This is a genomic window from Neisseria sp. P0019.S002 (assembly GCF_051957155.1).
GTDB lineage: Bacteria > Pseudomonadota > Gammaproteobacteria > Burkholderiales > Neisseriaceae > Neisseria > Neisseria perflava.
On record NZ_JBQCWS010000001.1, the window covers coordinates 50780 to 77601 of the forward strand.

The window sequence follows — 26822 nt, forward strand, 5'->3', positions numbered from 1 at the left end:
CCGTCTGAAACTTTTCAGACGGCCTTAAGGCCTCCGACAAATTGAATGTTCCGAGAGCTTCGTTTTCTGATTTATAATTTCGTCAGGCAAACAAACAGCATTTACATTCATTATGAACAAAGAAATAGTCGGTATTTTCTTTATACCGATGGGCATCATCAGCATGTGTATGGCCGCATTGTGGCAAATGTATGTGATGATGACCGAAACTTATACGCTCAACCGTTTCAAAGATAAAGAATTGGTTTGGCGCGTGGCATTGTTGTTTATCAGTTTCAGCCTTGCCGTTTATCTGCTCTGCCCGAATTCGCGTAAAAAAGGCATTGTCTTTTTTATTCTCGGAGGAGGCGGTGCAACCATGTATCTGCTGGCGCGGATGTGGTTGCCCTTCAGTAAATAGTAGGGCCGTCTGAAAATATGGGATTGGCCGCAGGGCGATTCCTAAAACCCACTCACCTTAAGGAGAAATCCATGAATTTACACGAGTATCAGGCTAAAGAACTGCTGGCTAGCTACGGTTTGCCCGTACAAGGCGGTATTTTGGCACACAACGGCGAAGAAGCCGCTGCAGCTTACGACAAATTGGGCGGCAAATTCGCTGTTGTCAAAGCACAAGTACACGCCGGCGGCCGCGGTAAAGCGGGCGGCGTAAAAGTCGTTAAAAGCCGCGAAGAAGCAAAAGAAGTGGCTGAAAGCCTGATTGGCACCAACTTGGTAACTTACCAAACCGATGCCAACGGCCAACCTGTCAACAGCGTTTTGGTTTGCGAAGACATGTATCCGGTTCAAACCGAGCTGTACTTGGGCGCAGTGGTTGACCGTTCTACCCGCCGCGTTACATTCATGGCTTCTACCGAAGGTGGCGTGGAAATCGAAAAAGTTGCTGCCGAAACTCCTGAAAAAATCTTCAAAGTAACCGTTGATCCGCTGGTCGGCCTGCAACCTTGCCAAGCTCGCGAAGTTGCCTTCCAACTGGGCTTGAAAGACAAACAAATCAACGAGTTCGTCAAACTGATGACCGGCGCGTACAAAGCGTTTATCGAAAACGACTTCGCCCTGTTTGAAGTAAACCCATTGGCAGTTCGCGAAAACGGCGCACTGGCTTGCGTGGACGGCAAAATCGGTATCGACAGCAACGCGCTCTACCGCCTGCCAAAAATTGCTGAATTGCGCGACAAATCTCAAGAAAACGAACGTGAGCTGAAAGCTTCTGAATTCGACCTGAACTATGTTGCTCTGGAAGGTAACATCGGCTGTATGGTTAACGGTGCCGGTTTGGCGATGGCCACTATGGACATCATCAAACTCAAAGGCGGCCAACCTGCCAACTTCTTGGACGTTGGTGGCGGCGCAACTAAAGACCGCGTGGTTGAAGCGTTCAAACTGATTTTGGAAGACAAATCCGTTAAAGGCGTATTGATCAACATCTTCGGCGGTATCGTACGTTGCGACATGATTGCGGAAGCCATCGTGGCAGCCGTTAAAGAAATCAACGTCAACGTTCCTGTCGTTGTTCGTTTGGAAGGTAACAACGCCGAACTCGGCGCGAAAATCCTGAACGAATCAGGTCTGAAACTGACTTCTGCAGACGGCCTGAATGACGCAGCCGAAAAAATTGTTGCAGCCGTAAACGCCTAAGGAGAAAAGAATGAGCGTATTGATTAATAAAGACACCAAAGTATTGGTTCAAGGTTTCACCGGTAAAAACGGTACTTTCCACTCCGAACAAGCTCTGGCTTACGGCACTAAAGTTGTCGGCGGCGTTACCCCAGGCAAAGGCGGTCAAACCCATTTGGATCTGCCTGTATTCAACACCATGAAAGAAGCCGTTAAAGAAACCGGCGCTGACGCATCTGTAATTTACGTTCCAGCTCCGTTTGTTTTGGATTCTATCGTTGAAGCCGTTGATTCAGGCGTAGGCTTGGTCGTTGTGATTACCGAAGGCGTGCCTACTCTGGACATGCTCAAAGCTAAACGTTACTTGGAAACCAACGGCAACGGTACCCGCTTGGTCGGCCCTAACTGCCCGGGCGTGATTACTCCGGGTGAGTGCAAAATCGGTATTATGCCGGGCCACATCCACCAACCTGGCCGCATCGGTATTATTTCCCGTTCCGGTACGTTGACTTACGAAGCCGTGGCACAAACCACCAAACTGGGCTTGGGTCAATCAACCTGTATCGGTATCGGCGGCGACCCGATTCCTGGTATGAACCAAATCGACGCACTGAAACTCTTTCAAGAAGACCCAGATACCGATGCCATCATCATGATCGGTGAAATCGGCGGTACTGCAGAAGAAGAAGCAGCCGAATACATCCAATCCAACGTAACCAAACCTGTTGTCGGTTACATCGCTGGTGTTACCGCTCCTAAAGGCAAACGTATGGGCCACGCCGGTGCGATTATTTCCGGTGGTAAAGGTACTGCCGAAGAAAAATTCGCCGCTTTCGAAAAAGCCGGTATCGCTTACACCCGCAGCCCTGCCGAGTTGGGCACTACCATGCTGGAAGTGTTGAAAGCAAAAGGTTTGGCATAAAACTTAAGTCTTTAAACTGAATTGAAAAGGCCGTCTGAAGTTTTCAGACGGCCTTTTTTAAATTCCATTGGGTTGTTTTCAGAATAAGCACTTAATTTAATTTAAATTAACGTTTATTTGGAAATAAATGGTTATAATATTATTAACAGATGAACAATCTGTAACCATATCAACCTATATCAAGGAGAAAACCATGAAAAAACACGATTTTGAGGCACGTCGCGAGGCTTTGCTGAAAGACATCCGAGAAGTGATGGATGATGTGGAAGAGTTGTACCGCGATGGTGTGGAAGCCGGTTCGGAAGAGGGCGGCAAAGCCCGGGCCAAATTGGAAGAGAAATTGGCCGCGGCCAAAGAGCGTTTGAGCCGTTTTGAAGAAGAGGCCGGCGAACGTTTGCGCCATCATGCCGAGCGTGCGCGTGAAAAATACGAGCAGTTTGAAGAGGCGGCTCAGGAACGTTTTAAAGAAGGCAAAGAGCGTTTTGCCGAATTTGAAGCTGATGCGGGCGAGCGTTTGAAACGCGGTGCCAAACACGCTGATGAAGTGGTGCATGAAAAACCATACTATGCGATGGGTTTTGCCGCATTGGCCGGTTTGGTTGTCGGTGTGTTGTTGAACCGCCGTTAATGTGAATATGTTAAGGCCGTCTGAACAGGTGTGTATATGAAATCATGGATTTCATTGCGCCGTGCAGACGGCCTTAGCCTTATGTTTCCTGAGAAAAAGGATAATCGAGATGGGAATTCGCCAACGTTTTGAACATGGCAAGGCTTTGTTGAATCAGGGCGCGGATTTGCTGCTGCTGCGTTTGCAGGTATTGAGCTTGGATTTGACACGTCAGGCGGAGAATGTGTTCCGGTTGGCGGTTTGGCTGGTGTTGTCCGGCGCGCTGTTGATGGTGGGCTTGGTCGGTTTGCTGTTCGGCTTGAACCGCGTGCTGTCGGATGTGGCCGCTTTGTGGGTATTTTTCGGCATTTTCTTTGTAAGCCTGTTGATTATTGCTGTATTGTTCCGCAAAGTATCGGCAGATTATCGGGAGCAGGGCAGCCGTGTGGCTGAGACCTTGCAGGATATTCGATCGGATATTGCGTATTTGCGCGGTGAGATAGATAAGGATGCGGACGATGAAGCGACAGGAGTATGAAGAAGCGCGCGAGCTGCTGCTTTTAGAGGCCAAGCTGGTGCGGCTGCGGATTGAAGCGGAAAATTTGAAACTGCGTAAAGCGGAAGAAGGTAATGCTCGGCAGACTAATCGCTTGGTAATGTTGGCCGATGTGGCGTATCAGCTGAGCCAAACGCGTTTGCTGTCTCAACGCGCTTTGTTTTCTACATCGCGCCGTCGGCATTGGATTTGGCTGGTATTGGCGGTCATACTGGGCTTGTCGAGATAATCGAGGGCAGAGGTTTGGTCGAAATGATATTTGCAGCGTATTGTTGGCTCGTGTGAGCCGCGTGTTGAGGACGCTGCGTCATTGTGTTGCCGAAACTGAAACTTTATCTATGTTGAGTATTTTTTACAAAAGACACCGGCCGTCTGAACATTTCAGACGGCCTCAATGTTTGGAGTTTCAGATATAATGGCGGCAATTTTGAAATTATTAAATGAAGGATAAATGATGAACCGTTTGTATCCCCACCCGATTATTGCCCGTGAGGGCTGGCCAATTATCGGCGGCGGTTTGGCTTTGAGCCTGCTAGTGTCTATGTGCTGCGGCTGGTGGTCTTTGCCGTTTTGGGTGTTTACTGTATTTGCTTTGCAGTTTTTCCGCGACCCTGCGCGTGAGATTCCGCAAAATCCTGAAGCGGTGTTGAGCCCTGTTGACGGCCGTATCGTGGTGGTCGAGCGCGCACGCGATCCGTATCGTGATGTCGATGCTTTGAAAATCAGTATTTTTATGAACGTGTTCAACGTGCATTCGCAAAAATCGCCTGCCGATTGTACGGTAACGAAAGTGGTCTATAACAAAGGCAAATTCGTGAATGCGGATTTGGACAAAGCCAGCACAGAAAATGAACGTAATGCGGTTTTGGCGACTACGGCTTCTGGTCGTGAAATTACTTTTGTTCAAGTAGCCGGTTTGGTGGCACGCCGTATTTTGTGCTACACCCAAGCAGGTGCGAAACTGTCTCGCGGCGAACGCTATGGTTTTATCCGCTTTGGCTCGCGCGTGGATATGTATCTGCCTGTCGATGCGCAGGCGCAAGTGGCGATTGGCGATAAAGTCACCGGCGTCAGCACTGTATTGGCGCGTTTGCCGCTGACTGCGCCGCAAGCTGAATCTGAGCCTAAAGCCGCAGCTCCACAAGCCGCGCCAGTTTCACAAGCAACTCCGGCTTCTCAAGCTGCTCCGGCTGAAACAGTGGCAAGCCAATCTACCGAACAACAGCAAATCGAAGCAGCGGCGGCTAAGATTCAAGCGGCTGTGCAAGATGTGTTGAAAGATTAATAGTCAGTTTTAAATGATTGGCTAAAACAAGAAAAAGGTTTTCAGACGGCCGTCTGAAAACCTTTTTTGTTTGCCTGTCCGATTTTAAAACTTCACGTTTACGCCGCCGGTAAAGCTGCGGCCCATTTGCGGCGTATCAGAGAGGAAACTGCTGTGGGCGTAAACGGATTGGTTGAGCAGGTTGTCGGCTTTGACGTACCAATTCCACTCGCCATAGCGCGTATTGCGGCGGTAGTTTGTGCCGAGGTTGAGCATATGGTGTCCGGGCGTACGCGTTTCGTAGCGTGCAAGTTTGTTTTGGGCGAACACGCGGTAGTAGTCCAAATTGGCATCGATGCGGTCGGTCAGCGCGGCTTTCAGGTGGACACCGAAGCGCGCAGCCGGAACACGGGGCGCGTTTTGGTCGTCCTGCGCGATGAAAGGACGGTTGCCGTAGGCATCTTCCCTGCCGGGTAGGGACGGCAGGTTTTTCAGACGGCCTCGTACATAGTCGCCGGAAACGCCGATGCGGGAGTGCGGTGTCGGTTTGAAGTAGATTTCGCCTTCCGCGCCGTAGAAGTCGGCGCCGGATTGGTTGTAGCGCACGAGCTTCATTTCGCTGTCGTCTTCGATGGATTTGGGGCCGCGTCCATCGTTTAAGGTTTGGGCGTAGATATAGTTGCCGAAGCGGTTGCGATAGAGTGCCAGATTGTATTGCCAGCGGTCGCCTTCGTAGCCCAGCGCGAGTTCGATGTTGTTGGAACGCTCTTTGTTGAGGTGTTTGTTACCGACTTCAAAGGTGTTGGTGGCGACGTGCTTGCCGTGTGCGTACAGCTCTTGCGTTGACGGCAGGCGTTCCTGATGGGAGGCGGTCAGGCTGAGTTTGTGATGTGGCGTGAAATACCAGTTGCCCGAAAGCGCGAACGAGCGGGCGGTTTGGCGGTGTGCGCCGAGGTCGGGCAGGGGTTGGTTGTAGTAGTTTTCCCGATCAATCAATGCTTTGTCGTATTGGATGGAGGCTTTTTGTTTTTCCACGCGTACGCCGCCTTCAAGCGAGAAGTTGTCCCAGTTCGCCTGTTCTACGCCGAAAAAGCCGTAATGGCGGACATTGTTGTCAATCAGCATCGGTTGTTGGACGGTTTCGGGAATGGCGGAGAGCGCGCTGGATTTTTGTCCCAAATATTGCACGCCCCAGCTGCCTTTCAGACGGCCTATGGGTTGGTGGCGCAACTCGATACGGGCGTTGTGTGTTTTGTTGTTGAAGAAGTTTTCTACTGCATCGCCTGCTTTTTCGTCGTGGTGGTAGTCGTTGCGGTTTAGGTGTACGCGCAGGGCTTCAAAACCTGGAAACGGCTGCTTCCATTCGGCGCGGAGTTCGTAGCGTTTGTTGCGCAGGTCTATCCAAGGTTTGCCGTTGTGGGCATGGGCGTGTGCATCATCGTCGTCGTGAAAGCCGCAGCTCAAGCCCGGATTGTCGTAATCAATGTCTTCTTCGGTCAGAAGGTGCGGATAAAGCTGCAAATAGCGTTTGTTAATCAAACTCTTTTGCCAGATGATGTCGGCGTGGCAATCATCGTATTCGTGGCTGTGGGCAGGCAGGCCGTAGCTGTCGCGACGGTCGCTGTACGCCACACCGAGGAAACCTTTATCCCCAACCCAAGACAGGCCGATGCTGCCGGTTTTTGAATCAGCATAGCTGTCGGGCAGTCGTTTCAGACGGCCTTCTTCTTTTTGATAGCGCGGTACGGCGTAATCGCCCGATTTGCGGTACAAGCCTTCGGTATGCAGCACGAAGTTTTTGCCTAAACCGATATTGATGCCTGCGGATGTCAGTTTTTCCAAATTGCCACTGCTCAAACGCAATCCGGCTTCGCCCGATACGCCGTTTTCAGGCATTTTTTCGGGGATTTTGCCATCGGCAACATCGACCAAACCGGCTACATTGCCCGAGCTGTACAAGAGCGTAACCGGACCGCGCAGGATTTCGACCTGTTGCGACAAGGCACTGTCCACCATCAAGGCATGGTCGGGAGAGAAGTCCGCCATGTCGCCTGTTTCGTCGTGATGGTTCAGCACTTTAATCCGTCTGCCTGTTTGACCGCGAATAACGGGAGCAGACGCGCCGCCGCCGTATTGCGAGGCATGAATGCCCGGTACGCCGTCTAAAGCATCGCCCAAGTTGACGGCCTTTTGGCGCAAGGTATCGCCGGAGATGATTTTGTCGGAGGCGGTCGAAGTGTGCAACAGCCCTGAAGTGGCGCGCGGACGGCTTTTGCCGACGACGGTAACCTCGTCCAAGTCCACCGACTGATCGGTTTCATGCGCTTGGGAGAGGATAGGGGCGCTGATTAAAAGAATAGATAAAACAATGGGTTTGAGTGTGGTTTGTGTCATTTTAGTTTCTCATCATATTTTGAAAGGCTGTTATTATATAACATTTCATTATTTATATGATAAGATTTTTGAGAAAAAAAAGGCCGTCTGAAAACGAAGCGTGGTTTTCAGACGGCCTTTAGCTTGTATGCAGGTTTAAATGAAAACGGAACAATCTCTCTACTGCCTGGTTTGGGTAAGGCAGAAAGTTATGGCAGATTGTTTGCTTTCATTGAAAGTATTACTTGGTTTCGGCGGCTTTAGCGCCAGCGGTCTCTGCAATCAAATCCAAGAATACCAACGGCTTTTTGCCGATGTTTTTGAGTGCGTGGGACTGGCCGGGGCGGGCGATGGTAATGTCGCCGGCGCCGACTTCGGTTTGTTTGCCTTCGCTATCGGTAAACAGGCCTTTGCCGGATACGATGATGTAAACGTCTTCATTGCCGGTATGTTTGTGTTGGCCGATGGAAGCGCCCGGCGGTAATGTGAGCCAGCCAATTTCTTTGAATGCGTCTTGTTCTGCGGTTTGATGGCGCGTGAAGGCAAAGCTGCCGAGTAGCGGGCCTTGGCCTCCAGCTGCGTTTTCGCGGTTCCATTCTGCTAAGTCGGCTTTTTTGTACACTTGGATGCTGCGGTCGGTGGGGATGGGTTGTTCGGCAGCTTGAGTGTTTAGAGATGTGCCGAGCAGAAGGGCGGCAGATAATGCGGCAAATAGTGGTTTCATGGTGGTTCTCCGTTTGTCAGGTTGAGTCAGATAATGCGGATTCCGTTTTCAGACGGCCTGCGGAGGCGATGGCTTTGCCCCGCAGGCGTCAAGGCTTATTTCACGTTGCGCAGATAGTTCAGCAACAAGGGAACGGGGCGGCCGGTCGCGCCTTTTTCGCTGCCGGATTTCCATGCCGTACCTGCGATGTCGAGGTGCGCCCACGGGTAATCTTCGGTGAAGTAAGACAGGAAGGTGGCGGCGGTAATCGTGCCTGCGCCGGGCGTGCCGATGTTGGGGATGTCAGCGAAGTTGGATTTGAGCTGGTCTTTGTAGGTCTCGAAAAGCGGCAGTTGCCATGCTTTGTCGTCCACGTTGCGGGAGGCAGCAAGCAGGCTGTCAACCAAATCCTGATTGTTGCCCATCACGCCGCTGACGTCATGTCCCAAGGCGATGATGCACGCGCCGGTCAGGGTGGCGACGTCAATAACGGCTTTGGGTTTGAACTGCTCGGCGTAAGTGAGTGCGTCGCACAAAATCAGACGGCCTTCGGCATCGGTGTTCAACACTTCGATGGTCAGGCCTTTCATGCTTTTCACGACGTCGCCCGGTTTGTTTGCCGCGCCGGAAGGCATGTTTTCGCAGGTGGCAACGACGGCGACGAGGTTGATCGGCAGTTGCAGTTTGACGGCGGCGCAGAAGGTGCTGATGACGGTTGCCGCGCCGCACATGTCAAACTTCATTTCGTCCATGTTCAGACCGGGTTTGAGGGAGATGCCGCCGGTGTCGAAGGTAATGCCTTTGCCGACCAAGACGACGGGCGCGGCTTCTTTGTCGGCCGCACCGAAATAGCTCAGTTCGACCAAATATGGATCCTCAACGCTGCCTTTGGCGACAGACCAAAATGAACCCATGTTTTCTTTTATGTAGTCTTTTTCAATGATTTTGGCGTGTGCGCCCAATTTTTCGGCTTCGGCTTTGGCGGTACGCGCGAGGAACTCAGGCGTGCATTCGTTCGGTGCGGCATTGCCTAAGTCGCGGCAGAGGCTTTGTCCGTAAACTTGCGCTTCGGCAACGCGCAGGGCTTCTTTGACGGCGGCTTCGTGTGCGCTGTGGAACACGGCTTCTGCAAATTTGGCCGGTTTGGCTTCTTTTTTATAGCGGTCGAAACGGTAGGCGGCATTGCCGAACGCAATTGCAAACGCTTCGGCAATGTCTGCTGCTTGCGCTTCATCAAAGGCGTGAACGTCCACATTGACCGTTTCTTGATTTTGCGCCCATTTGGCGGCTTCGGCTGCGGCTTTGTTCAATGCGGCGCGGTCGGTTTTTTCGAGGCGGGCGACGGCAATGGCTTGCAAACCGTTGTCCGTCGGGATTTTGGTGTCGGCGAAATTTTGACCTTCTTCAAGGGAAGCGAAGAGGGCGAGGGCAGTTGGGTTGTTCAGTTGTGATGCTTCGGCGCAGACAAATAATTGCGCACCTGCCTGTTGAGCCTGCAAAGTTTCGGCTTTTGTGCTAAATTTCACGTTTATTCTCCTGATTGGAACGGTTGTCGGTTGTTCAGACGGCCTGTTGACCAACCGTCCGAACAGATGAAAATCATTGTACTCCATTTGTGTCATGCCGTCTGAAGCCTTATTAATAAATATAGGTTTCCCATAAACCGTATACCACGCTCAATCTTATGATTTACCAAAGAAACTTTATTAAAGAACTTTCCTTTACCGCCGTCGGCATCTTTGTCGTCCTCTTGGCGGTATTGGTGTCGACGCAGGCCATCAACCTGCTTGGCCGCGCAGCCGACGGGCGTGTCGCCATCGATGCCGTGTTGGCCTTGGTCGGCTTTTGGGTAATCGGCATGACCCCGCTTTTGCTGGTGTTGACCGCATTTATCAGTACGTTGACCGTATTGACCCGTTACTGGCGCGACAGCGAGATGTCGGTTTGGCTTTCCTGCGGATTGGCATTGAAACAATGGATACGCCCGGTCATGCAGTTTGCCGTGCCGTTTGCTATTTTGATTGCCGTCATGCAGCTTTGGGTGATGCCGTGGGCAGAGTTGCGCAGCCGCGAATATGCCGAAATTTTGAAGCAGAAGCAGGAGTTGTCTTTGGTGGAAGCCGGCGAGTTCAATAGCTTGGGCAAGCGCAACGGTAGGGTTTATTTTGTCGAAACCTTCGATACCGAATCCGGCATCATGAAAAACCTGTTCCTGCGCGAGCAGGACAAAAACGGCAACGACAACATCGTTTTTGCCAAAGAGGGCAATTTTTCGCTGACCGACAACAAACGTACGCTTGAATTGCGCGACGGCTACCGTTACAGCGGTACGCCCGGCAAAGCCGATTACAACCGCGTTTCTTTCCAACACCTCAGCCTGATTATCAGCACCACGCCGAAACTCATCGACCCTGTTTCACACCGCCGTACCATTCCGACCGCCCAACTGATTGGCAGCAGCAATCCCCAACACCAAGCGGAATTGATGTGGCGTATTTCCTTGACCGTCAGCGTTTTGTTGCTGTGCCTGCTTGCCGTGCCGCTTTCTTATTTCAATCCGCGCAGCGGCCACACCTACAATATCCTGATTGCCATCGGTTTGTTTTTGGTTTACCAAAACGGGCTGACCTTCCTGCGCAACGCCGTGGAAGACGGCAAAATCCATTTTTGGCTCGGACTGTTGCCTATGCACATCATCATGTTTGTGATTGCCGTCGTCCTGCTGCGCGTGCGCAGTATGCCTAGCCAACCCTTCTGGCAGGCGGTTGCCAAAAGTCTGACATTGAAAGGCGGAAAATGAACCTGATTTCACGTTACATCATCCGTCAAATGGCGGTTATGGCGGTTTACGCCCTCCTTGCCTTCCTCGCTTTATACAGCTTTTTTGAAATCATCAACGAAGTCGGCGATCTTGGAAAAGGCAGCTATAACGGCGCAAAGTTGGGGCAGTATGTTTTAATGCAGATGCCTGCGCGCGCATATGAACTGATGCCGCTTGCCGTTTTGATCGGCGGCCTGATTTCCCTCAGCCAACTGGCTTCCGGCAGTGAGCTGACCGTTATCAAAGCCAGCGGCATGAGCACCAAAAAGCTGCTGTTGATTCTGTCGCAGTTTGGCTTGATTTTCGCCATTGCCACCGTCGCGCTTGGCGAATGGGTTGCCCCCACGCTGAGCCAAAAGGCTGAAAATATCAAAGCCGCCGCCATCAACGGCAAAATCAGTACCGGCAATACCGGCCTTTGGCTGAAAGAAAAAAACAGCATTATCAACGTGCGCGAAATGTTGCCCGATCATACGCTTTTGGGCATCAAAATTTGGCAGCGCAACGATAAAAACGAACTGACCCAAGCGGCAGAAGCAGAATCGGCCGTTTTGAATCCTGACGGCAGCTGGCAGTTGAAAAACATCCGCCGCAGCGTATTGGGCGAAGATAAAGTCGAGGTCTCCACTGCCGCCGAAGAAAACTGGCCGATTTCCGTCAAGCGCAACCTGATGGATGTATTGCTCGTCAAGCCTGACCAAATGTCTGTCGGCGAACTGACCACCTACATCGACCATCTGGAAAAAAACAACCAAAATACCCAAGTCTATGCCATCGCATGGTGGCGCAAGCTGGTGTATCCCGTTGCCGCATGGGTGATGGCGCTTGTTGCCTTCGCCTTTACGCCGCAAACCACGCGCCACGGCAATATGGGCTTGAAACTTTTCGGCGGTATCTGCCTCGGTTTGCTGTTCCACTTTGCTGGACGGCTCTTCGGCTTTACCAGCCAGTTGTACGGCGTGCCGCCGTTTTTGGCAGGCGCATTGCCGACGGTTTTGTTTGCACTGTTGGCGGTGTATCTGATACGCCGTCAGGAAAAAAGATAAGGCAAAATAAACTTCAGGCCGTCTGAAAGGCAATCTTCAGACGGCCTGAGTATTTTGTGTGCAAAAAACAAAATGCTAAAGTAAAATAATACCTTTCCAAACCAATGCGGCTATTGAAAATGTCCCAAACCATCTGCTTGAATATGATTGTCAAAAACGAAGCGGCAATCATCGAAGAAACACTGGCCAACATCACCGACCACATCAAACTTGACTACTATGTCATCAGCGACACCGGCTCGACCGATGATACCGCCGGCGTGATCCGCCGCTTTTTCGATGCAAAGGGCATCGCGGGCGAGATTCATCATGATGGTTGGCAAAATTTTGCATACAACCGCAATCAGGCGTTGAAACACGCAAAAGGCAAAACCGATTATGTGTTGATTTTTGATGCGGACGACCGCTTTGAAGGCAAATTGGAATTGCCCGAGCTGACCGCCGACCGTTACCGCCTCCGCATGAGAAATGCCATGGGCAGCGTGGTTTATTATCGTCCGCTGTTGTTGCGCAATGACGGAACATTCTACTGGCGCGGCGTGTTGCACGAGTTTATTGAAACCGACAAACAAGATACCAGCGAAGCCACGCTTCATGGCGACTATACGGTTCTCAGCGGCCGTTTCGGCGCACGCAGCAATATGGCGAACAAATACCTGCTTGACGCGGTTTCTTTGGAAAAAGCGTTTTACAGCCCTGAAGATGAAGACCTGAAACCGCGTTACGCCTTTTATGCGGCGCGTTCTTATTGGGATTCCGATATGCCCGAGCGTGCAAGCGAATGGTTTAAAAAACGCATCGAGTTGGGTGGTTGGATCGAGGAAGTGTCGGTTTCTTACCAACAGCTGGGCGAGTGCTACAAATTAATGGGCAAACGCGATGAAGCCTTGGCAACCTGGTTGGCAGGCTATGATTACAACCCGCGCCGTGCCGAGTGTCTCTACCTTGCGCAAACCATGCTGCGTCAGGAAGGGAAATACCGCATTTCCCATGCAATCGGCCTGATGGCGAAACGTATCCCGTTCCCGAAAGACGATATTCTTTTTGTCCAAAGCAATGTTTATCAGTTGGACATCGACTATGAATTGTCGGTTACCGCATATGCGGCTGGCGATTTGCGCCAAGGCTATGAGTCTTGCCGCCACTTGCTCTTGCTGAATGTACGCGAGGCATTGACCACGGTGACCATGCAAAATATGTGGCTCTACCGCGAACACGCGCAAACAGAAACGCGTGAAGTGTTGGAGCAACTGGTGGTCGTCATGCAGCCTTATGCCGAGCAGGGCGCACGTTTGGCGGAAGTGACCGAATATTTTGCCGATATTTTGAAAAACCGTTAATCAGCACTTTGACCCAGCCATAAGGCCGTCTGAAAGGAAATTTTTTGAGCAAGCGCAATCTGTTTTCCGTCGATAAATCTTTGGAGCAGCCCGAACGCGTCCTCTTGGTCGGCGTGATGTTGACGGCGGATTATTCCGGCGCAAACGAAACGCGCGAGCGCGGCTTTCAGACGGCCTTGACCGAAGCGGCAGAATTGGTGAGCGCGGCCGGCGGTGATTTGGTTTCTATCGAAACTTCACGCCGCGACAAACCGCATCCGGCTTTGTTTGTCGGTACGGGCAAGGCGGAAGAGTTGGCGGCAGTGGTCAAGCAGCATGATGTCGGGCTGGTCGTGTTTAACCACGAACTCACGCCGACACAAGAGCGTAATCTGGAGAAAGAGCTTCAATGCCGCGTACTCGACAGAGTGGGTTTGATTTTGGCGATTTTTGCCAAACGCGCCCAATCGCAGGAAGGTAAGTTGCAGGTGGAGCTGGCTCAGCTGAACCATTTGAGCGGACGGCTGGTGCGCGGTTATGGACATTTGCAAAGCCAAAAGGGCGGTATCGGCTTGAAAGGGCCGGGCGAAACCCAGTTGGAAACCGACCGCCGTTTAATCGGACAAAAAATCACGGCATTGAAAAAGCAGCTTGCCGATGTCCGCAAACAACGCGCCACGCGCCGCAAATCGCGCATGAGCGGCCGTCTGAAAACCTTTGCCATTGTCGGCTATACCAATGCCGGAAAATCCAGCCTGTTCAACCGTTTGACCAAAGCGGACGTATTGGCAAAAGACCAGTTGTTTGCCACTTTGGATACCACTGCGCGTCGGCTGTTCCTGTCGCACGAGGCGAGTGTGATTTTGACCGATACCGTTGGTTTCGTCCGCGATTTGCCGCACAAGCTGGTGTCGGCGTTTTCCGCTACTTTGGAAGAGACGGCGATGGCGGATGTATTACTGCACGTCGTTGATGCGTCCAATCCCGATTTTGAACGGCAGATGGACGATGTCAACGAGGTCTTGGAAGAAATCGGTGCGCATGAAATTCCGCAATTGGTGGTGTACAACAAAATCGATTTGCTGCCGTCGGGTATGCGTGAAGCAGGCATTTTGCGCGACAATTCCGGACAGGCGGTCGGCGTGAATGTTTCCGTTACCGAAAGTTTGGGCTTGGACGGTTTGCGTGAAGCGATGATTGAATTGGCCGTACAGCCGAATGCTTGATGTTTAAATGAAACAAGGCCGTCTGAATGTTCAGACGGCCTTACCGTAAAATTCTAAATCCGAGGATTATGCCGACAGAGGGCTTTTCTTTTTGAACACGCTTTCGTAAAGCATCCAAGCAGCAAGGCTCAGGTATACGGTGCTGGACAAAATGCCGATAACGGCAAAAATAGGCATAAGGCGATCAATCATGGTGAGGTTTCCCAATAAGTTAGTTTTATAAGTAAATGTGTGTTTTTTGATTTCCGTCTTCGCGGAATGCCTAAAGTATGCTGCTTAAGTGGGCTGAGGTCAACAAAGAATGTATCGGAATTTTTAAAAAAGTTCCATTTTTACATTAAAATAATCGGAAGTTTTTAAGAATAAACGGTATTTATATGTTACCGTTCATCATTTGATAAACGGTCAATACTTTGTTTTCCATATTTTTTATAAAATTCGACAGTCTATTAATTCAAAAGTAAATGAAATGAGGCGAAAAAACGCTTTTTGCTAAAATGTAACACCCTGAAACGATTGTTTCAGGCCGTCTGAAAAATAAATCGAACACATTATGACATCTTCCACACATCCCCAAAAAAACTGCTTCCATTGCGGACTTGAAGTCCCGGAGCATCTGCATTTGACGGTTCGTTTTGAAGACGAAGAACACGAAACCTGCTGCGCCGGCTGCCAAGCGGTGGCGCAGAGCATTATTGATGCTGGTTTGGGCAATTATTACAAACAGCGTACTGCCGACGCGGAAAAATCCGAATTGCCGCCGCCGGAAGTGTTGTCGCAATTAAAGCTGTACGATTTGCCCGAAGTGCAGGCGGATTTTGTCGAGGTCGGCGCAGGGGATGAGCGCGAGGCGGTGTTGATGCTGGGCGGCATTACCTGCGCCGCGTGTGTGTGGCTGATTGAGCAGCAGTTGTTGCGCATGAAGGGCGTAGTGCGTGTGGATTTGAATTACAGCACCCACCGCTGCCGCGTGGTGTGGAACAGCGCCCACATCGAATTGTCGGATATTTTGCTGAAAATCCGCCAAACCGGTTATACCGCCGCGCCTTATGATGCGCAAAAAATCGAAGCGCAGGCGCAGAAGGAACGCAAACAGTTTATCGTCAGATTGGCCGTGGCCGGTCTGGGCATGATGCAGACGATGATGTTTGCCCTGCCGACTTATTTTTACGGCGGCGACATCGAGCCGCTTTATTTGGAAATCCTGCATTGGGGCGGCTTTTTGATGGTGTTGCCCGTTGTGTTTTACAGCGCGTTGCCGTTTTACCGCGGCGCATGGCGCGACTGGAAAAACCGCCGTGTCGGCATGGATACGCCGATTGCCATTGCCATTGTGATGACCTTTATCGCCGGTATTTACAGCTTGGCTACCAACGCAGGGCAGGGCATGTATTTTGAATCCATCGCCATGCTGCTGTTTTTTCTGTTGGGCGGGCGTTTTATGGAACAGATTGCCCGACGCAAAGCAGGCGATGCGGCGGAGCGGTTGGTCAAACTGGTTCCGGCATTCTGCCACCGTTTGCCTGCTTATCCTGAAAGCGAAGCCATCGAGGAAGCCGCAGTCGTCCGCCTCAATATCGGCGATACGATTGTTGTGAAACCCGGCGAAGTCATTCCGGTGGACGGTACGGTTTTGTCCGGCGAGAGCGAAGTTAACGAAGCCATGTTGACCGGCGAAAGCCTGCCCATCGTGAAAAGGCCGTCTGAAAAAGTAACTGCCGGCACGCTCAACACCAGCAGTCCTTTAATCATCCGCACCGACCATACCGGCGGCAACACGCGCCTGTCCCATATCGTCAAACTGCTCGACCGTGCGCTGGCGCAAAAACCGCGTGCTGCCGAGTTGGCCGAGAAATACGCGTCCAGTTTCGTGTTTGGCGAGCTCTTGCTTGCTATTCCCGTTTTTATCGGCTGGGCTTGGTATGCCGACGCGCACACCGCCTTGTGGATTACCGTCGCCCTGCTGGTCATTACCTGCCCGTGCGCCTTATCGCTTGCCACACCGACTGCGCTGGCAGCTTCGACCGGCGCACTTGCCAAAGACGGCATTCTCATCAGTGGCAAACAAAGCTTGGAAACGCTTGCTCAAATTGACGATGTCGTGTTCGATAAAACCGGTACGTTGACCAAAGGGCAGCTTTCCGTCAGCCGTATGTTGTCCGCAGGCCGTCTGAACGAAGTCCAAGCCCTTGCTATCGCCCAAGCATTGGAACAGCAATCCGAACACCCCATCGCCCGTGCCATTTTGAATCATACGCTTTCAGACGGCCCTGTATCCGCGCTTGATGTGAAAGTGCAACAACGGGTCAACCGTATCGGACACGGCGTCAGCGCGCAAATCGAATTTGATGGCGAAACCCAAGTTTGGGCTTTGGGCAAAGCAGCGTTTGTCTCGGAAATTGCCGGTAATCTTCCCGAAGCATTTTCCCATATCGACCACACCGGCGGCATTATTTTCTTGGGCAATCAAAGCGGTTTTCAGACGGCCTTTTTGTTGGAAGACCAAATCAAAGACAGCGCCGCTGAAATGTTGCAAAACCTGAAACAACACGGCATCCGTCTGCACCTTTTAAGCGGTGACCGTCAAGCTGCCGTAGCCCAAGTCGCGCAAGAGCTGGGTTTGGATGCCTATCGTGCCGAAGCCACGCCTGAAGACAAGCTGGCTTATGTAGAAAATCTGCAAAAACAAGGACGTAAAGTCATGATGATCGGCGACGGGATTAACGATGCCCCCGTCCTTGCCCAAGCCGACGTGTCGGCCGCAGTGGCTACGAGTGCCGATGTGGCGCGAGACGGTGCCGATGTGGTTTTGCTCAATGATGATTTGAACGTTTTGCCCGTGATGATGGAACAGGCTCGCCGCACCCATCAAATCATCCTCCAAAACCTGACTTGGGCGAGCGCATACAATCTGGTTGCCGTTCCGCTGGCCGTGTTTGGTTACGTGACCCCGTGGATCGCCGCGCTCGGCATGAGTTTCAGCTCGCTGCTGGTGTTGGGCAATGCCTTGAGATTGTTGAAAACCAAAAAGGCCGTCTGAAACCGGCCAATCCATTGCCTAAACGAAAGAATACTCCATGCCTAAAGCCACTTTTTATACACATGTCGCCCAGCCGGCCGCCTTTGCCTGCCGCCTGATTGCGCGCGCCATACGCGATGGCGGTCAGATTTTGGTGTGGTCGGATTCTGTTGCGGCAGTACAGCAACTAGATGTTGATTTGTGGCAGCAGATTCCCGAAAGCTTTATTCCGCATGAAGTTTGGCTGCCTACCGACCCCATGCCGTCTGAAACGCCGGTATTACTTGCGTTTGGAAATGCATTGCCGAATATTCCGCAAGATTGCACGGTTTTGAACCTGTCTGCTGATTTCTGGAGCCAAGCCCCAGCCATTCCAAACCGTATCCTTGAAATTGTCGGCAATAGCTTAGAAGATTTGGCCGAAGCCCGAGACCGTTTTCGAGCTTATCGTCAGAGCGGATTTGAGATTGAGCATTTTTCGAGAGAAGGGAAGGATTGAGTATTGAAGATATTCAAAGCCGTCTGAATATAAACAAAGGGACATTTTAATGATGTCCCTTTATTTTTTAGATTGATTATCGGAAGGCTTCGCGCCATATGCCATAAAACATGAGACAACAGCAGAAAGCGTAGAAATAGTGGAAAAAGCGTTCAAAAAGGGAAGTATTGGCAAGATACCATTGAACAGACTGATGGTGGTGTTGGGGATTTTTGAGGATTAAGTTGGGGAAACGGACAATCGAAGGTACGGCAAGCAAGTCAAACAGATTGAGGAAGACTGTAACCAATAATGAAAAACCGATTGTCTCATGAAATACGTCGAATGGCTGCAATGACAGGGTGTGTGCAAATAGGGAGGTCAGGGCAGATTTGTTGGACATCCATAAATAAAACAGCCCCCCGATAGATAGGTAAAGCGCAAGACGGACCCATATGGATAGTTTGCGTGGCAAATAAAGGATGAAGAATAAGTTGAGCAGGATAAAAAAAATAGGGAAAACGGATTTCATGGGTTTGTTTGCTTACAGTTTGGTATTTAAAGCTGCTAAGGGAAACGCATCATTGATTGTATGAAGGGCTGCCTTAGAAAAAGACAGTCTGAAAAGGCCATTCTATTTTAGGCCGTCTGAAAAAGATTTGCGTAAGGGCAAGGGTTTCAGACGGCCTTAAGTCTTTTTGAGGTCAAAATCCGATGGTTTAGGATTCGGTTTTTGAGGCCGCGTTGGCAAAATAGCGGTTGGATACCGGATTGAAGATGAGGAGCAGCAAAGCAGGGTGGAGAATGGATTGAATAATGATTTGTTGAGAACTATAGCTCGCCATATCGCTATACACCATGAATAGCGAAGCGGCAGCCAACACAACAGCCAGCCAACGGGCAGAACGGTTGCCTGAAAGCAGGCCGACAGCAATAAATACCGGTAAGAAAAGGAGGATGAAGTATAGGGGCATAGACAGCCACCAAGGCAGGAAAGGGAATGCCAAGGCTGCAACCTCTATCAGTAAATCGCCCGAATAAATCGCAAGAGCAACAGTGGTAAAGCAGACAAGGGTAGTTAGGATGAAATAGAGAACGGTGGCGATGGTAACAGGGACTGGGCGTTTCATGTAATAAAAGCCTTGGATAGAATATCGGGGATAAGGATTAAAATCGGTATCGGCCAAACCTTGTCATTAAAGGCGATGGCCGTCTGAAACAGGCTATTCGTCTTTCTCAAATGAAGAAAGCTTGATAATGGCAGGCTGGAAGACAGCAACCAAATAAATCACGATAGGGAGGATGAGATACGCAAAAGGAATATCTGCGCGAAATAGTGCAATCAGAAAGGCAAGGTATAAGGTCAGCAGGGCAAGGAAAATAACGCTCTTTTTCCATGTCGCTTGGCGGATTTCTTTTGCAGTCGGCTGCTTATAGCGGACTTTTTTGTGGCAGGTCGGGCACTCTTTAATGCTTTTCAGTCCTTTGAATGCACTACCCCGAATCGGATTGGAACAATGAGGACAAGAAAATGGGGACGATTTCATTATTTTTTATTGGGCCGTATAAAGTATTGCCCATCCGGAAAAGCGGGTTGGATGGGCAAAGTATATGTTTATTCGTCTTTTTCAAAAGATGAAAGTTTGTTTTGAATCGGGATAATGTAGTAGACGAGAAAGCCGATAACTAATACCGTACTGATATATGGGGGAAATGTACCAAACAGGCTGATCAGTATTGCCGCTACGATGCAGACGACGACTACAAAAATAGCAAAAGGCTTCAGTAAAGCTTTGAAATATTCGCCAACAGGCGGCTTTTTGAATTTAACTTTTTTATGGCAGGAAGGGCATTCTTTGACTGCGGCCAATCCTTTAACCAATCCGCCTTGGATCGGGGCATGGCAGTGTGGGCAGGGGAGTGAAGGATTAAGATTATTCATTGTGTTCAACCTGACTTAGGGTTTGGAAAGGTGGTATCGATGTTGCCGATACCACCGCTATTTATCGGAAACAATAGGCTTATTGGGAGTATTTTTTGCCTAAAGCTTCGGCAGCTTTTTGTACTTCTTGATTGGCTGCACGCAGGGTTTCTTGCAATTTTTGAGATTTTTCTTGGAAATCATTGGCAAATTTGAGCGAATCTTTATCTTTGCCGTTGATAGTCAGCTCAGAAGCATGTTTGCCTGCATAAATCATCATGTTGTTGGCAGCACTGCTGACTTGTAATGCACGATCCAGAACTGCTTTGATTTCAGGATCTTTGATGTCGAGGGCAGCTGCGCTCTGATGGAATTGTTCCAGTGCGGCAGTCAGTTTGTTCATCTGCTCCAAAGCTTCTTTTTCTTTATTTTGGTTAGCCAAGTTTTGCAATTCTAGGCCTAGCTGAGTAATTTTTTGAGCTTCTTCACCAGTGGTGAAGTGAATGAATTTTTGCAATTCGGCAAGACCGTCTGGAGATTTTTTATCGGAAATGACGATAGGTTCGGCCAGTTTAGGATCTGCTTCTGGGAATTCGCTCAGGGCTTTTTCGTATTTGTTGGCTGGGCTAGATTCGCTTTGGGCAACTTGTTCTGCCGGTTTGTCGCTGCTACCTTTATTGTCGGAGTCGCCGCAGGCTGCCAGCAGGGAAGCGGTCAAGATTAGCATACCGAATTTGTTTAATACGTTCATATTAGGATTCCTTCTTAAGTTAGGGGAAAATTGGGGGAAATTTGTTTTTATTAATGAGTATAGATAATTATCTGTACTTTTGTTCTATTTTATTACAAATTTGTTTATTTTTCTTAAATTAGGTTAAGTGGTATGTTTTTGGAATTAAACGGCAAGGTAGGGTGGATATACTGTTTTGAGCAGAAGTGGATGTATTGCGCATCATAGAATTGTTGATTGATATGATGGAAATAAAAAGAGGCCGTCTGAAACTTTATTGTTTCAGACGGCCTTTTAACAGACTGGAATTAGTTGCCTAAGTCGAATGCTTTATGCAGAACGCGGGTAGCCAGTTCCATGTATTTTTCGTCAATCAGGACGGATACTTTGATTTCGGAAGTTGAGATCATTTGGATGTTGATGCCTTCTTCTGCGAGGGTGCGGAAGATTTTGGCGGCTACGCCGACGTGTGAACGCATGCCCAAGCCGACTGCGGAGACTTTGCATACGGTGTCGTCGCCGTCAATGTAGGCTGCGCCGATGCTGTCTTGGCGTTGTTGCAGGAGTTCGATGGTTTGTTTGTAGTCGCCGCGTGGAACGGTGAAGGAGAAGTCTGTTGTGCCTTCGCTACCGACATTTTGGATGATCATGTCGACTTCGATGTTGGCATCGGCAACTGCGCCGAGGATTTGGTAGGCAACGCCGGGTTTGTCAGGTACGCCGCGTACGTTGATGCGTGCTTGGTTTTTGTCGAATGCGATACCGGTTACGGCTGCTCTTTCCATGTTGTCGTCCTCTTCAAAGGTAATCAGGGTGCCGTTGCCGCCATCTTGCAGGCTGCTGAGTACGCGCAGGCGCACTTTGTATTTTCCGGCGAATTCTACGGAGCGGATTTGTAAAACTTTTGAGCCGAGACTGGCCAATTCGATCATTTCTTCAAAAGTGATCGTGTCCATGCGGCGCGCCTCGGGTACGACGCGCGGGTCGGTGGTGTAAACGCCGTCCACGTCGGTATAAATTTGGCATTCGTCGGCTTTGAGGGCTGCGGCGATGGCAACGGCAGAGGTGTCCGAACCGCCGCGGCCGAGGGTTGAGATATTGCCTTCGCTGCTGATGCCTTGGAAACCGGCTACGATAACGACTTTACCGTCGGCCAAATCGGCACGCATTCTTTCGTCGTCGATATTTTCGATGCGGGCTTTGGTGTGGGAAGTGTCGGTTTGGAGGGCGACTTGCCAGCCGGTGTAGCTCTTGGCGTCAACGCCGATGTCTTTCAAAGCCATGGCCAGCAGGCCGATGGTCACTTGTTCGCCGGTAGCGAGAACAACGTCGAGTTCGCGCGGATCGGGATGCTCTTGCATTTCGTGTGCCAGTGCGACCAGTCGGTTGGTTTCACCGCTCATGGCGGATACGACGACTACGATGTCGTGTCCTTCGGCGCGGGCTTTGGCGACACGTTTGGCTACGTTTTTGATGCGTTCTGGCGAGCCTACTGATGTGCCGCCGTATTTATGTACGATTAACGCCATGTTTCGTGCTTTCTTGTGGGGGTTGTCGGGCAGCTTGGTTTGCTGGAAAAAGGGTTATTATTACTATTTTTTACATGAAATTCAAGGATGGGGCGCGCTTTTTTGAGTAAATGCGCATAAATGGACGGGGTTAAAAAAGGCCGCCTGAAATCTTTCAGACGGCCTTGCTGCTTATCGGGACAAAAGGGCGGCCTTTTGGTGTTGAACCAATTCGGAAATGCCTTTATGCGCGAGGGCAATGAGTTTGCCCAATTCTTCGATGCTGAACGGTGCGCCTTCGGCTGTACCTTGGATTTCGATGATTTTGCCGGATGCGGTCATGATGATGTTGACGTCGCTGTCGCAGCCTGAGTCTTCGGGATAGTCTAAGTCCAAAAGCGGTACACCGCCCACCACGCCGGCGGAAACGGCAGCAACAGCTTCACGGATCGGGTTTTCGCTGATAAGGCCGTCTGAAAGCAGTTTGTCTACGGCGATTTGCAGGGCAACGTAGGCGCCGGTAATGGAGGCGGTACGCGTGCCACCGTCGGCTTGGATGACGTCGCAGTCAATCAGGATTTGGCGTTCGCCGAGTTTTTCCATATCGACGACGGCGCGTAGCGAGCGGCCGATTAGGCGTTGGATTTCTTGTGTGCGGCCTGACTGTTTGCCCGCGGCGGCTTCACGACGCATACGGGAGGCGGTAGAAGCCGGCAACATGCCGTATTCGGCCGTTACCCAGCCTTGTTCTTTACCACGCAGGAACGGTGGGACATTTTCGTCGATGGAGGCAGTGCAAATCACTTTGGTGTTGCCACACTCGATAAGGCAGGAGCCGTCGGCGTGTGGCAGGAAATTGGGCGTAATTTTGATGTTGCGCAGGCTGTCGGCGGCGCGGCCGGTGCGGGTGTAGTCGCTCATGATGGTCCTTTGGGGGAAATAAAAAACAGGTTGCCTTGAATTATAGAGGAATTTGGCACCAAAGGCCGTCTGAAAATCGTCGGTCGGGTGTGTTATAGTATCCGTACTTTCACTCGTATTTGGAAACGGAGTAAAACCATGGCTACAAGACGAACTATTCAAATCCACAGCATGACCGGCTTTGCCAATGCCGCAGGCGAATGCGGCGGCAAGCGGATTAATTTGGAAATCCGCGCGGTCAACCATCGTTATTTGGATGTCCAATTCCGTATGCCGGAAGAGCTGCGCTATTTGGAAGGCGCATTACGCGAACAGATTGCCGCGGCTGTGGCACGCGGTAAATTGGAGTGCCGTGTTCAGCTGCAAGATGCAGCTTCGGGCGGTCAGACTTTGGAAGTCAATCAGGATTTGGTCGCACAGCTGGCGCATTTGAACAAAGAATGGCGCAAGGAACACAATTTCGGCAAGCTGAGCGTGGCCGACGTTTTGCGTTTCCCCGGCGTTTTGGCAGGTCAGAGCGAAGACTCTGAGGCCTTGGCGAAAGGTGTCAAAGATTTATTGACCGGCGCGTTGAAAGAGTTTACAGCCGCCCGCAAACGCGAAGGCAAAAAGCTGGGCGAACATTTGCTGCAACGTCTGGACGGTATGGAAGAGATTGTGGATGCTTTGAACGAGCTGTTCCCAAGCCTGCTGCAAGCGCATATGGACAAAGTCAAAGCCCGTTTGGCAGAAGCCATCGGCAACATCGATAACGACCGCTTGCAACAGGAATTTGCTTTGTTTATTCAAAAATCCGATGTGGATGAAGAGTTCAGCCGTTTGCGCACCCATATCGCCGAAGTGCGCCGCATTGTTACCGAAGGCAAGGGCAGCGCAGGTAAACGTTTGGATTTCTTGATGCAAGAGTTGAACCGTGAAGCCAATACCTTGGGCAGCAAAGCCATCGCTGCCGAATGCACGCAAGCGTCAGTTGAACTGAAAGTCTTGATCGAGCAAATGCGCGAACAGGTTCAAAATATCGAATAAATCGATCATGAATGGATAGGATAAGGCCGTCTGAAAAGGTTTCAGACGGCCTTTGTGTTGATATTGGGTGGAATCGTTGTGGTTTGTTTTTAAACATTATTGGATGGCGGATTTCCTGTTTCGTTATTGTAATTGCGCGAAAGAGTTAACATGTGTTAAATTATGGCAATTATTGTCATGATAAGAACATACAAAGGAGTAAAAACATGAACTTTCTAACCGCAGTCAGTCGGCAAATGACCCGCTTCACCGCCCTGATTATCGTCCTTGCCTCCATCATCGCCTTTATCGAACCTGCTACGTTTTCGTGGGTAAAAGGCGATACGCAAGTCGTTGTACTCGGCATCATCATGCTCGGCATGGGCATGACTTTGGGTAAAGAAGATTATCAAATTCTGGCGCAACGTCCGCTCGATATTTTTATCGGCGCAATCGCCCAATACACGATTATGCCCCTGCTTGCCATCGGCATTGCCAAAGCCTTTGACCTTTCGCCCGGATTGACGCTAGGTCTGGTTTTGGTCGGTACCTGTCCGGGTGGGGTTTCGTCCAATATCATGAGTTTTTTGGCTAAAGGCGATGTCGCTTTTTCGGTCGGCATGACCACCGTCTCCACCGTCCTCGCGCCTGTGATGACGCCGCTTTGGATGACTTATTTGGTCGGACAAACTGTCGAAATGGACGGCTGGGGTATGTTCAAATTTATGCTGCTCGTTACCCTGTTGCCTGTCGTTATCGGCTCTGCCGCCAATATCTTGCTGCATAAAAAACATTGGTTTGAAGACGTGCGCGCGATTATGCCGGCCGTTGCCGTTGTCGCGTTTGCCTGCATCGTCGGCGGCGTTGCTGCCGTTCACGGCCACCGTTTCGCCGAATCCGCCTTCGTTATGGTACTTGCCATCGCTGCCCACAACATCGGCGGCTACATCCTCGGCTATTACAGCGGCGCACTGACCAGCATGAACACCGCCAAAAAACGCACCCTTGCCATCGAAGTCGGCGTACAAAATGCCGGACTTGCGACCGGTTTGAGCGCTAAATTCTTCCCCGGTAATGCTGAATCCGCAGTTGCCGCCGCCGTTGCCTGCGTTTGGCACTCCGTATCGGGAACGGTTTTGGGCAACTTGTTTGCTTGGTGGGACAAGCGTAAGCAATAAGCTGTAAACATTGCCAGATAGCAAAAGGCCGTCTGAAATATTTCAGACGGCCTTTTGATTGCCTTTTATTATCAATGCGCTTTATGCGTCGTGCTGTACACGATTTTGTCTGTTAAAGCCATGGCGAGGGCGGAAATCAGGAAGCAGATGTGGGTAATGCACTGCCACATGATTTGTTTTTCGGTCAGGTTGGCGGCGTTGAGGAAGGTTTGCAGCAGATGGATGGAGGAAATGCTGATGATGGACATCGACAGCTTAACCTTTAAAACCGAAGCATTGACATGACTGAGCCATTCGGGCTGGTCGGGATGTTCGTCAACGTGGAGGCGGGAAACGAAGGTCTCGTAGCCGCCGACAATGACCATGGTCAGCAGGTTGGCAATCATTACGACATCAATCAGGTTCAATACGGCGATCATGATGGTGTTTTCATCCATGATGCTGAAATTGGATACCAAGTGCCACAAGGATTTGAGGAACTTACAGGCATAAATGACTTGGGCGATAATCAAGCCTATATAAATCGGTAGTTGCAGCCAGCGGCTGGCAAAAATGAAATGCGCGAAGATGCCCATTCGGTCGTGGGCTGTGCGTTTGGTCGGGGTGGAATGTTCCATAAAATGTGTTGTGTGTAGGAAAGATAAGGGGCGGCATTTTAATGGAAAAGTTTTTAAGCTGCAATTTGAGCGGCTGAATTTAAAAAGAAAGGCCGTCTGAAAACAGAATATCGTTCCTTGTTTTTCAGACGGCCTTGTAGGTTGTCAGGACAGGCAAACACGCGCAAAATCGCTTTGCTTTTTAGAGATGGACATTATGCTTGCAGATTCGTTTTTTTATTATCTGGTATTGGTCGGTTTTGCTGCTGGGCTGATGGATGCGGCGGTTGGTGGCGGAGGGCTGTTGCAGATTCCCGGATTGTTCAACCTATTGCCAAACGCTACGCCTGTGGCCTCGGTGATGGGTGTCAATAAATTTGCTTCCTGCTGCGGCACGTTGACCGCGACGGGGCAATATCTGCGCCGAATTCCCGTGCCGTGGAAAATGCTGCTGCCTGCCGCGGCGTTGGCGTTTGCCGCTTCATATTTAGGCGCGAAAACGGTGGTGTATTTCCCCGTGCAATACATGAAACCGGCAATGTTGGTCATCATGATTGCCATGTGTCTGTACACTTTTTTGAAAAAAGACTTGGGGCAGACGGTGCGCACTGAAAAGCTGACGCGCCGCGAAACTTTATGGGGCTTATTTTTCGGCGCGTTAATCGGGTTTTACGACGGCGTGTTCGGGCCGGGGACGGGCAGCCTGCTGGCTTTTGTGTTCGTCCGCTTTTACGGCTATGATTTTTTAGCGGCGAATGCTTCGGCAAAGGTCATCAATTCGACCACTAATCTTGCCGCGCTGACGTTTTTTATCCCACAAGGCCATGTCGTGTGGGCATGGGCGATACCGTTGGCGGTGGCGAATTTGTGCGGCGGCGTGGTCGGCGCGCGCTTGGCAATACGCGGCGGAACTAAATTACTGCGTTATGGGTTTATGTTGCTGCTGTGCCTGACCATCGGAAAGTTTGCTTGGGATTTATTGGGTTGATATCGAATGAAAAAAAGGCCGTCT

Annotated in this window: 28 protein-coding genes; 16 read left to right on the forward strand and 12 right to left on the reverse strand. The window is 50.6% G+C overall.

The features are described 5' to 3' along the window. Nucleotides 1-112: 112 nt before the first annotated feature. The 7 genes from ACTHTY_RS00250 to ACTHTY_RS00280 all read left to right on the forward strand — a co-directional run bounded on the left by ACTHTY_RS00250 (nucleotide 113) and on the right by ACTHTY_RS00280 (nucleotide 4987). Nucleotides 113-400: a hypothetical protein gene (locus tag ACTHTY_RS00250; RefSeq protein WP_004519272.1), complete on the forward strand. Its 288-nt coding sequence runs from the start codon at nucleotides 113-115 to the stop codon at nucleotides 398-400. Between the two features lie 71 nt (nucleotides 401-471). After that, entirely contained in the window at nucleotides 472-1638 is a 1167-nt protein-coding gene (gene sucC, locus ACTHTY_RS00255) for an ADP-forming succinate--CoA ligase subunit beta (protein ID WP_003675098.1), read from the forward strand. A 10-nt stretch (nucleotides 1639-1648) separates the two neighbouring features. Continuing rightward, complete coding sequence (gene sucD, locus ACTHTY_RS00260; RefSeq protein WP_070734676.1) at nucleotides 1649-2539, forward strand: succinate--CoA ligase subunit alpha; 891 nt, start codon at nucleotides 1649-1651, stop codon at nucleotides 2537-2539. 193 nt (nucleotides 2540-2732) lie between these two features. Continuing rightward, the gene (locus tag ACTHTY_RS00265; protein ID WP_070843376.1) at nucleotides 2733-3167 is read left to right on the forward strand and encodes a DUF883 family protein; all 435 of its coding nucleotides are present in this window, start codon (nucleotides 2733-2735) and stop codon (nucleotides 3165-3167) included. Between the two features lie 109 nt (nucleotides 3168-3276). Then, nucleotides 3277-3684: a phage holin family protein gene (locus ACTHTY_RS00270; protein ID WP_049349053.1), complete on the forward strand. Its 408-nt coding sequence runs from the start codon at nucleotides 3277-3279 to the stop codon at nucleotides 3682-3684. After that, nucleotides 3665-3931 (forward strand): hypothetical protein, encoded by a 267-nt coding sequence (locus ACTHTY_RS00275; protein WP_150537685.1) that lies wholly within the window; start codon nucleotides 3665-3667, stop codon nucleotides 3929-3931. The genes ACTHTY_RS00270 and ACTHTY_RS00275 overlap by 20 nt, the downstream gene beginning before the upstream one ends. 225 nt (nucleotides 3932-4156) lie before the next feature. Next, complete coding sequence (locus tag ACTHTY_RS00280; protein ID WP_440366462.1) at nucleotides 4157-4987, forward strand: phosphatidylserine decarboxylase; 831 nt, start codon at nucleotides 4157-4159, stop codon at nucleotides 4985-4987. A gap of 84 nt (nucleotides 4988-5071) precedes the next feature. Here ACTHTY_RS00280 and znuD read toward each other — a convergent pair whose 3' ends face one another. From znuD to ACTHTY_RS00295, 3 genes are all read right to left on the reverse strand, one after another. Then, entirely contained in the window at nucleotides 5072-7360 is a 2289-nt protein-coding gene (gene znuD, locus ACTHTY_RS00285) for a TonB-dependent zinc receptor ZnuD (protein WP_440366100.1), read from the reverse strand. A gap of 220 nt (nucleotides 7361-7580) precedes the next feature. Further along, nucleotides 7581-8063: a cupin domain-containing protein gene (locus ACTHTY_RS00290; protein WP_440366101.1), complete on the reverse strand. Its 483-nt coding sequence runs from the start codon at nucleotides 8061-8063 to the stop codon at nucleotides 7581-7583. 95 nt (nucleotides 8064-8158) lie between these two features. Further along, nucleotides 8159-9568, reverse strand: coding sequence for a leucyl aminopeptidase (locus tag ACTHTY_RS00295; RefSeq protein WP_440366102.1), 1410 nt, complete (start codon nucleotides 9566-9568; stop codon nucleotides 8159-8161). Nucleotides 9569-9726: 158 nt separating this feature from the next. On the opposite strand from ACTHTY_RS00295, the gene lptF reads away from it, so the two are divergent. From lptF to hflX, 4 genes are all read left to right on the forward strand, one after another. Next, a complete protein-coding gene (lptF, locus tag ACTHTY_RS00300) occupies nucleotides 9727-10842 on the forward strand; it encodes an LPS export ABC transporter permease LptF (RefSeq protein WP_004519285.1) in 1116 nt (371 codons plus the stop codon). Continuing rightward, a complete protein-coding gene (lptG, locus tag ACTHTY_RS00305; RefSeq protein ID WP_283121173.1) occupies nucleotides 10839-11909 on the forward strand; it encodes an LPS export ABC transporter permease LptG in 1071 nt (356 codons plus the stop codon). The genes lptF and lptG overlap by 4 nt, the downstream gene beginning before the upstream one ends. Nucleotides 11910-12028: 119 nt before the next feature. Next, the gene (locus ACTHTY_RS00310; RefSeq protein WP_440366103.1) at nucleotides 12029-13249 is read left to right on the forward strand and encodes a glycosyltransferase; all 1221 of its coding nucleotides are present in this window, start codon (nucleotides 12029-12031) and stop codon (nucleotides 13247-13249) included. Between the two features lie 44 nt (nucleotides 13250-13293). Beyond that, nucleotides 13294-14454 (forward strand): GTPase HflX, encoded by a 1161-nt coding sequence (hflX, locus tag ACTHTY_RS00315; RefSeq protein ID WP_440366104.1) that lies wholly within the window; start codon nucleotides 13294-13296, stop codon nucleotides 14452-14454. A gap of 66 nt (nucleotides 14455-14520) precedes the next feature. Here the strand turns inward: hflX and ACTHTY_RS00320 are convergent, their stop codons facing one another. Beyond that, nucleotides 14521-14646: a hypothetical protein gene (locus ACTHTY_RS00320; RefSeq protein WP_003678791.1), complete on the reverse strand. Its 126-nt coding sequence runs from the start codon at nucleotides 14644-14646 to the stop codon at nucleotides 14521-14523. A 361-nt stretch (nucleotides 14647-15007) separates the two neighbouring features. Here ACTHTY_RS00320 and ACTHTY_RS00325 point away from each other — a divergent pair, with 361 nt between their 5' ends. Both ACTHTY_RS00325 and ACTHTY_RS00330 read left to right on the forward strand, forming a co-directional pair. Beyond that, nucleotides 15008-17494 carry a heavy metal translocating P-type ATPase gene (locus ACTHTY_RS00325; RefSeq protein ID WP_440366105.1) on the forward strand — a complete coding sequence of 829 codons (2487 nt, stop codon included), beginning with the start codon at nucleotides 15008-15010 and terminating at the stop codon, nucleotides 17492-17494. Nucleotides 17495-17531: 37 nt separating this feature from the next. Next, nucleotides 17532-17972: a DNA polymerase III subunit chi gene (locus tag ACTHTY_RS00330; RefSeq protein ID WP_371492574.1), complete on the forward strand. Its 441-nt coding sequence runs from the start codon at nucleotides 17532-17534 to the stop codon at nucleotides 17970-17972. Nucleotides 17973-18048: 76 nt separating this feature from the next. Here the strand turns inward: ACTHTY_RS00330 and ACTHTY_RS00335 are convergent, their stop codons facing one another. The 7 genes from ACTHTY_RS00335 to rph form a co-directional block, all read right to left on the reverse strand. Then, nucleotides 18049-18483, reverse strand: coding sequence for a hypothetical protein (locus ACTHTY_RS00335; RefSeq protein WP_440366106.1), 435 nt, complete (start codon nucleotides 18481-18483; stop codon nucleotides 18049-18051). A gap of 187 nt (nucleotides 18484-18670) precedes the next feature. Beyond that, the gene (locus ACTHTY_RS00340) at nucleotides 18671-19081 is read right to left on the reverse strand and encodes a hypothetical protein (RefSeq protein WP_440366107.1); all 411 of its coding nucleotides are present in this window, start codon (nucleotides 19079-19081) and stop codon (nucleotides 18671-18673) included. A 93-nt stretch (nucleotides 19082-19174) separates the two neighbouring features. Continuing rightward, on the reverse strand, nucleotides 19175-19498 hold the full coding sequence (locus ACTHTY_RS00345; RefSeq protein WP_440366108.1) for a dimethyl sulfoxide reductase: 324 nt from the start codon (nucleotides 19496-19498) through the stop codon (nucleotides 19175-19177). A 68-nt stretch (nucleotides 19499-19566) separates the two neighbouring features. Further along, nucleotides 19567-19893 carry a purine permease gene (locus ACTHTY_RS00350; RefSeq protein ID WP_440366109.1) on the reverse strand — a complete coding sequence of 109 codons (327 nt, stop codon included), beginning with the start codon at nucleotides 19891-19893 and terminating at the stop codon, nucleotides 19567-19569. 79 nt (nucleotides 19894-19972) lie between these two features. Next, nucleotides 19973-20623, reverse strand: coding sequence for a hypothetical protein (locus tag ACTHTY_RS00355; RefSeq protein ID WP_440366110.1), 651 nt, complete (start codon nucleotides 20621-20623; stop codon nucleotides 19973-19975). A gap of 287 nt (nucleotides 20624-20910) precedes the next feature. Continuing rightward, entirely contained in the window at nucleotides 20911-22131 is a 1221-nt protein-coding gene (locus ACTHTY_RS00360; protein WP_107768890.1) for an aspartate kinase, read from the reverse strand. A 171-nt stretch (nucleotides 22132-22302) separates the two neighbouring features. Then, nucleotides 22303-23031 (reverse strand): ribonuclease PH, encoded by a 729-nt coding sequence (gene rph, locus ACTHTY_RS00365; RefSeq protein WP_440366111.1) that lies wholly within the window; start codon nucleotides 23029-23031, stop codon nucleotides 22303-22305. A 138-nt stretch (nucleotides 23032-23169) separates the two neighbouring features. Here rph and ACTHTY_RS00370 point away from each other — a divergent pair, with 138 nt between their 5' ends. Together ACTHTY_RS00370 and ACTHTY_RS00375 are read left to right on the forward strand one after the other, a co-directional pair. Beyond that, nucleotides 23170-24057, forward strand: a complete 888-nt coding sequence (locus tag ACTHTY_RS00370; RefSeq protein ID WP_440366112.1) for a YicC/YloC family endoribonuclease — start codon at nucleotides 23170-23172, stop codon at nucleotides 24055-24057. A gap of 206 nt (nucleotides 24058-24263) precedes the next feature. Continuing rightward, nucleotides 24264-25214, forward strand: coding sequence for a bile acid:sodium symporter family protein (locus ACTHTY_RS00375; protein WP_440366113.1), 951 nt, complete (start codon nucleotides 24264-24266; stop codon nucleotides 25212-25214). 71 nt (nucleotides 25215-25285) lie between these two features. Here the strand turns inward: ACTHTY_RS00375 and ACTHTY_RS00380 are convergent, their stop codons facing one another. Beyond that, the gene (locus ACTHTY_RS00380) at nucleotides 25286-25831 is read right to left on the reverse strand and encodes a TIGR00645 family protein (protein ID WP_440366114.1); all 546 of its coding nucleotides are present in this window, start codon (nucleotides 25829-25831) and stop codon (nucleotides 25286-25288) included. Nucleotides 25832-26027: 196 nt separating this feature from the next. On the opposite strand from ACTHTY_RS00380, the gene ACTHTY_RS00385 reads away from it, so the two are divergent. Continuing rightward, nucleotides 26028-26798: a sulfite exporter TauE/SafE family protein gene (locus ACTHTY_RS00385; protein WP_254322192.1), complete on the forward strand. Its 771-nt coding sequence runs from the start codon at nucleotides 26028-26030 to the stop codon at nucleotides 26796-26798. The last annotated feature ends 24 nt before the right edge of the window (nucleotides 26799-26822 follow it).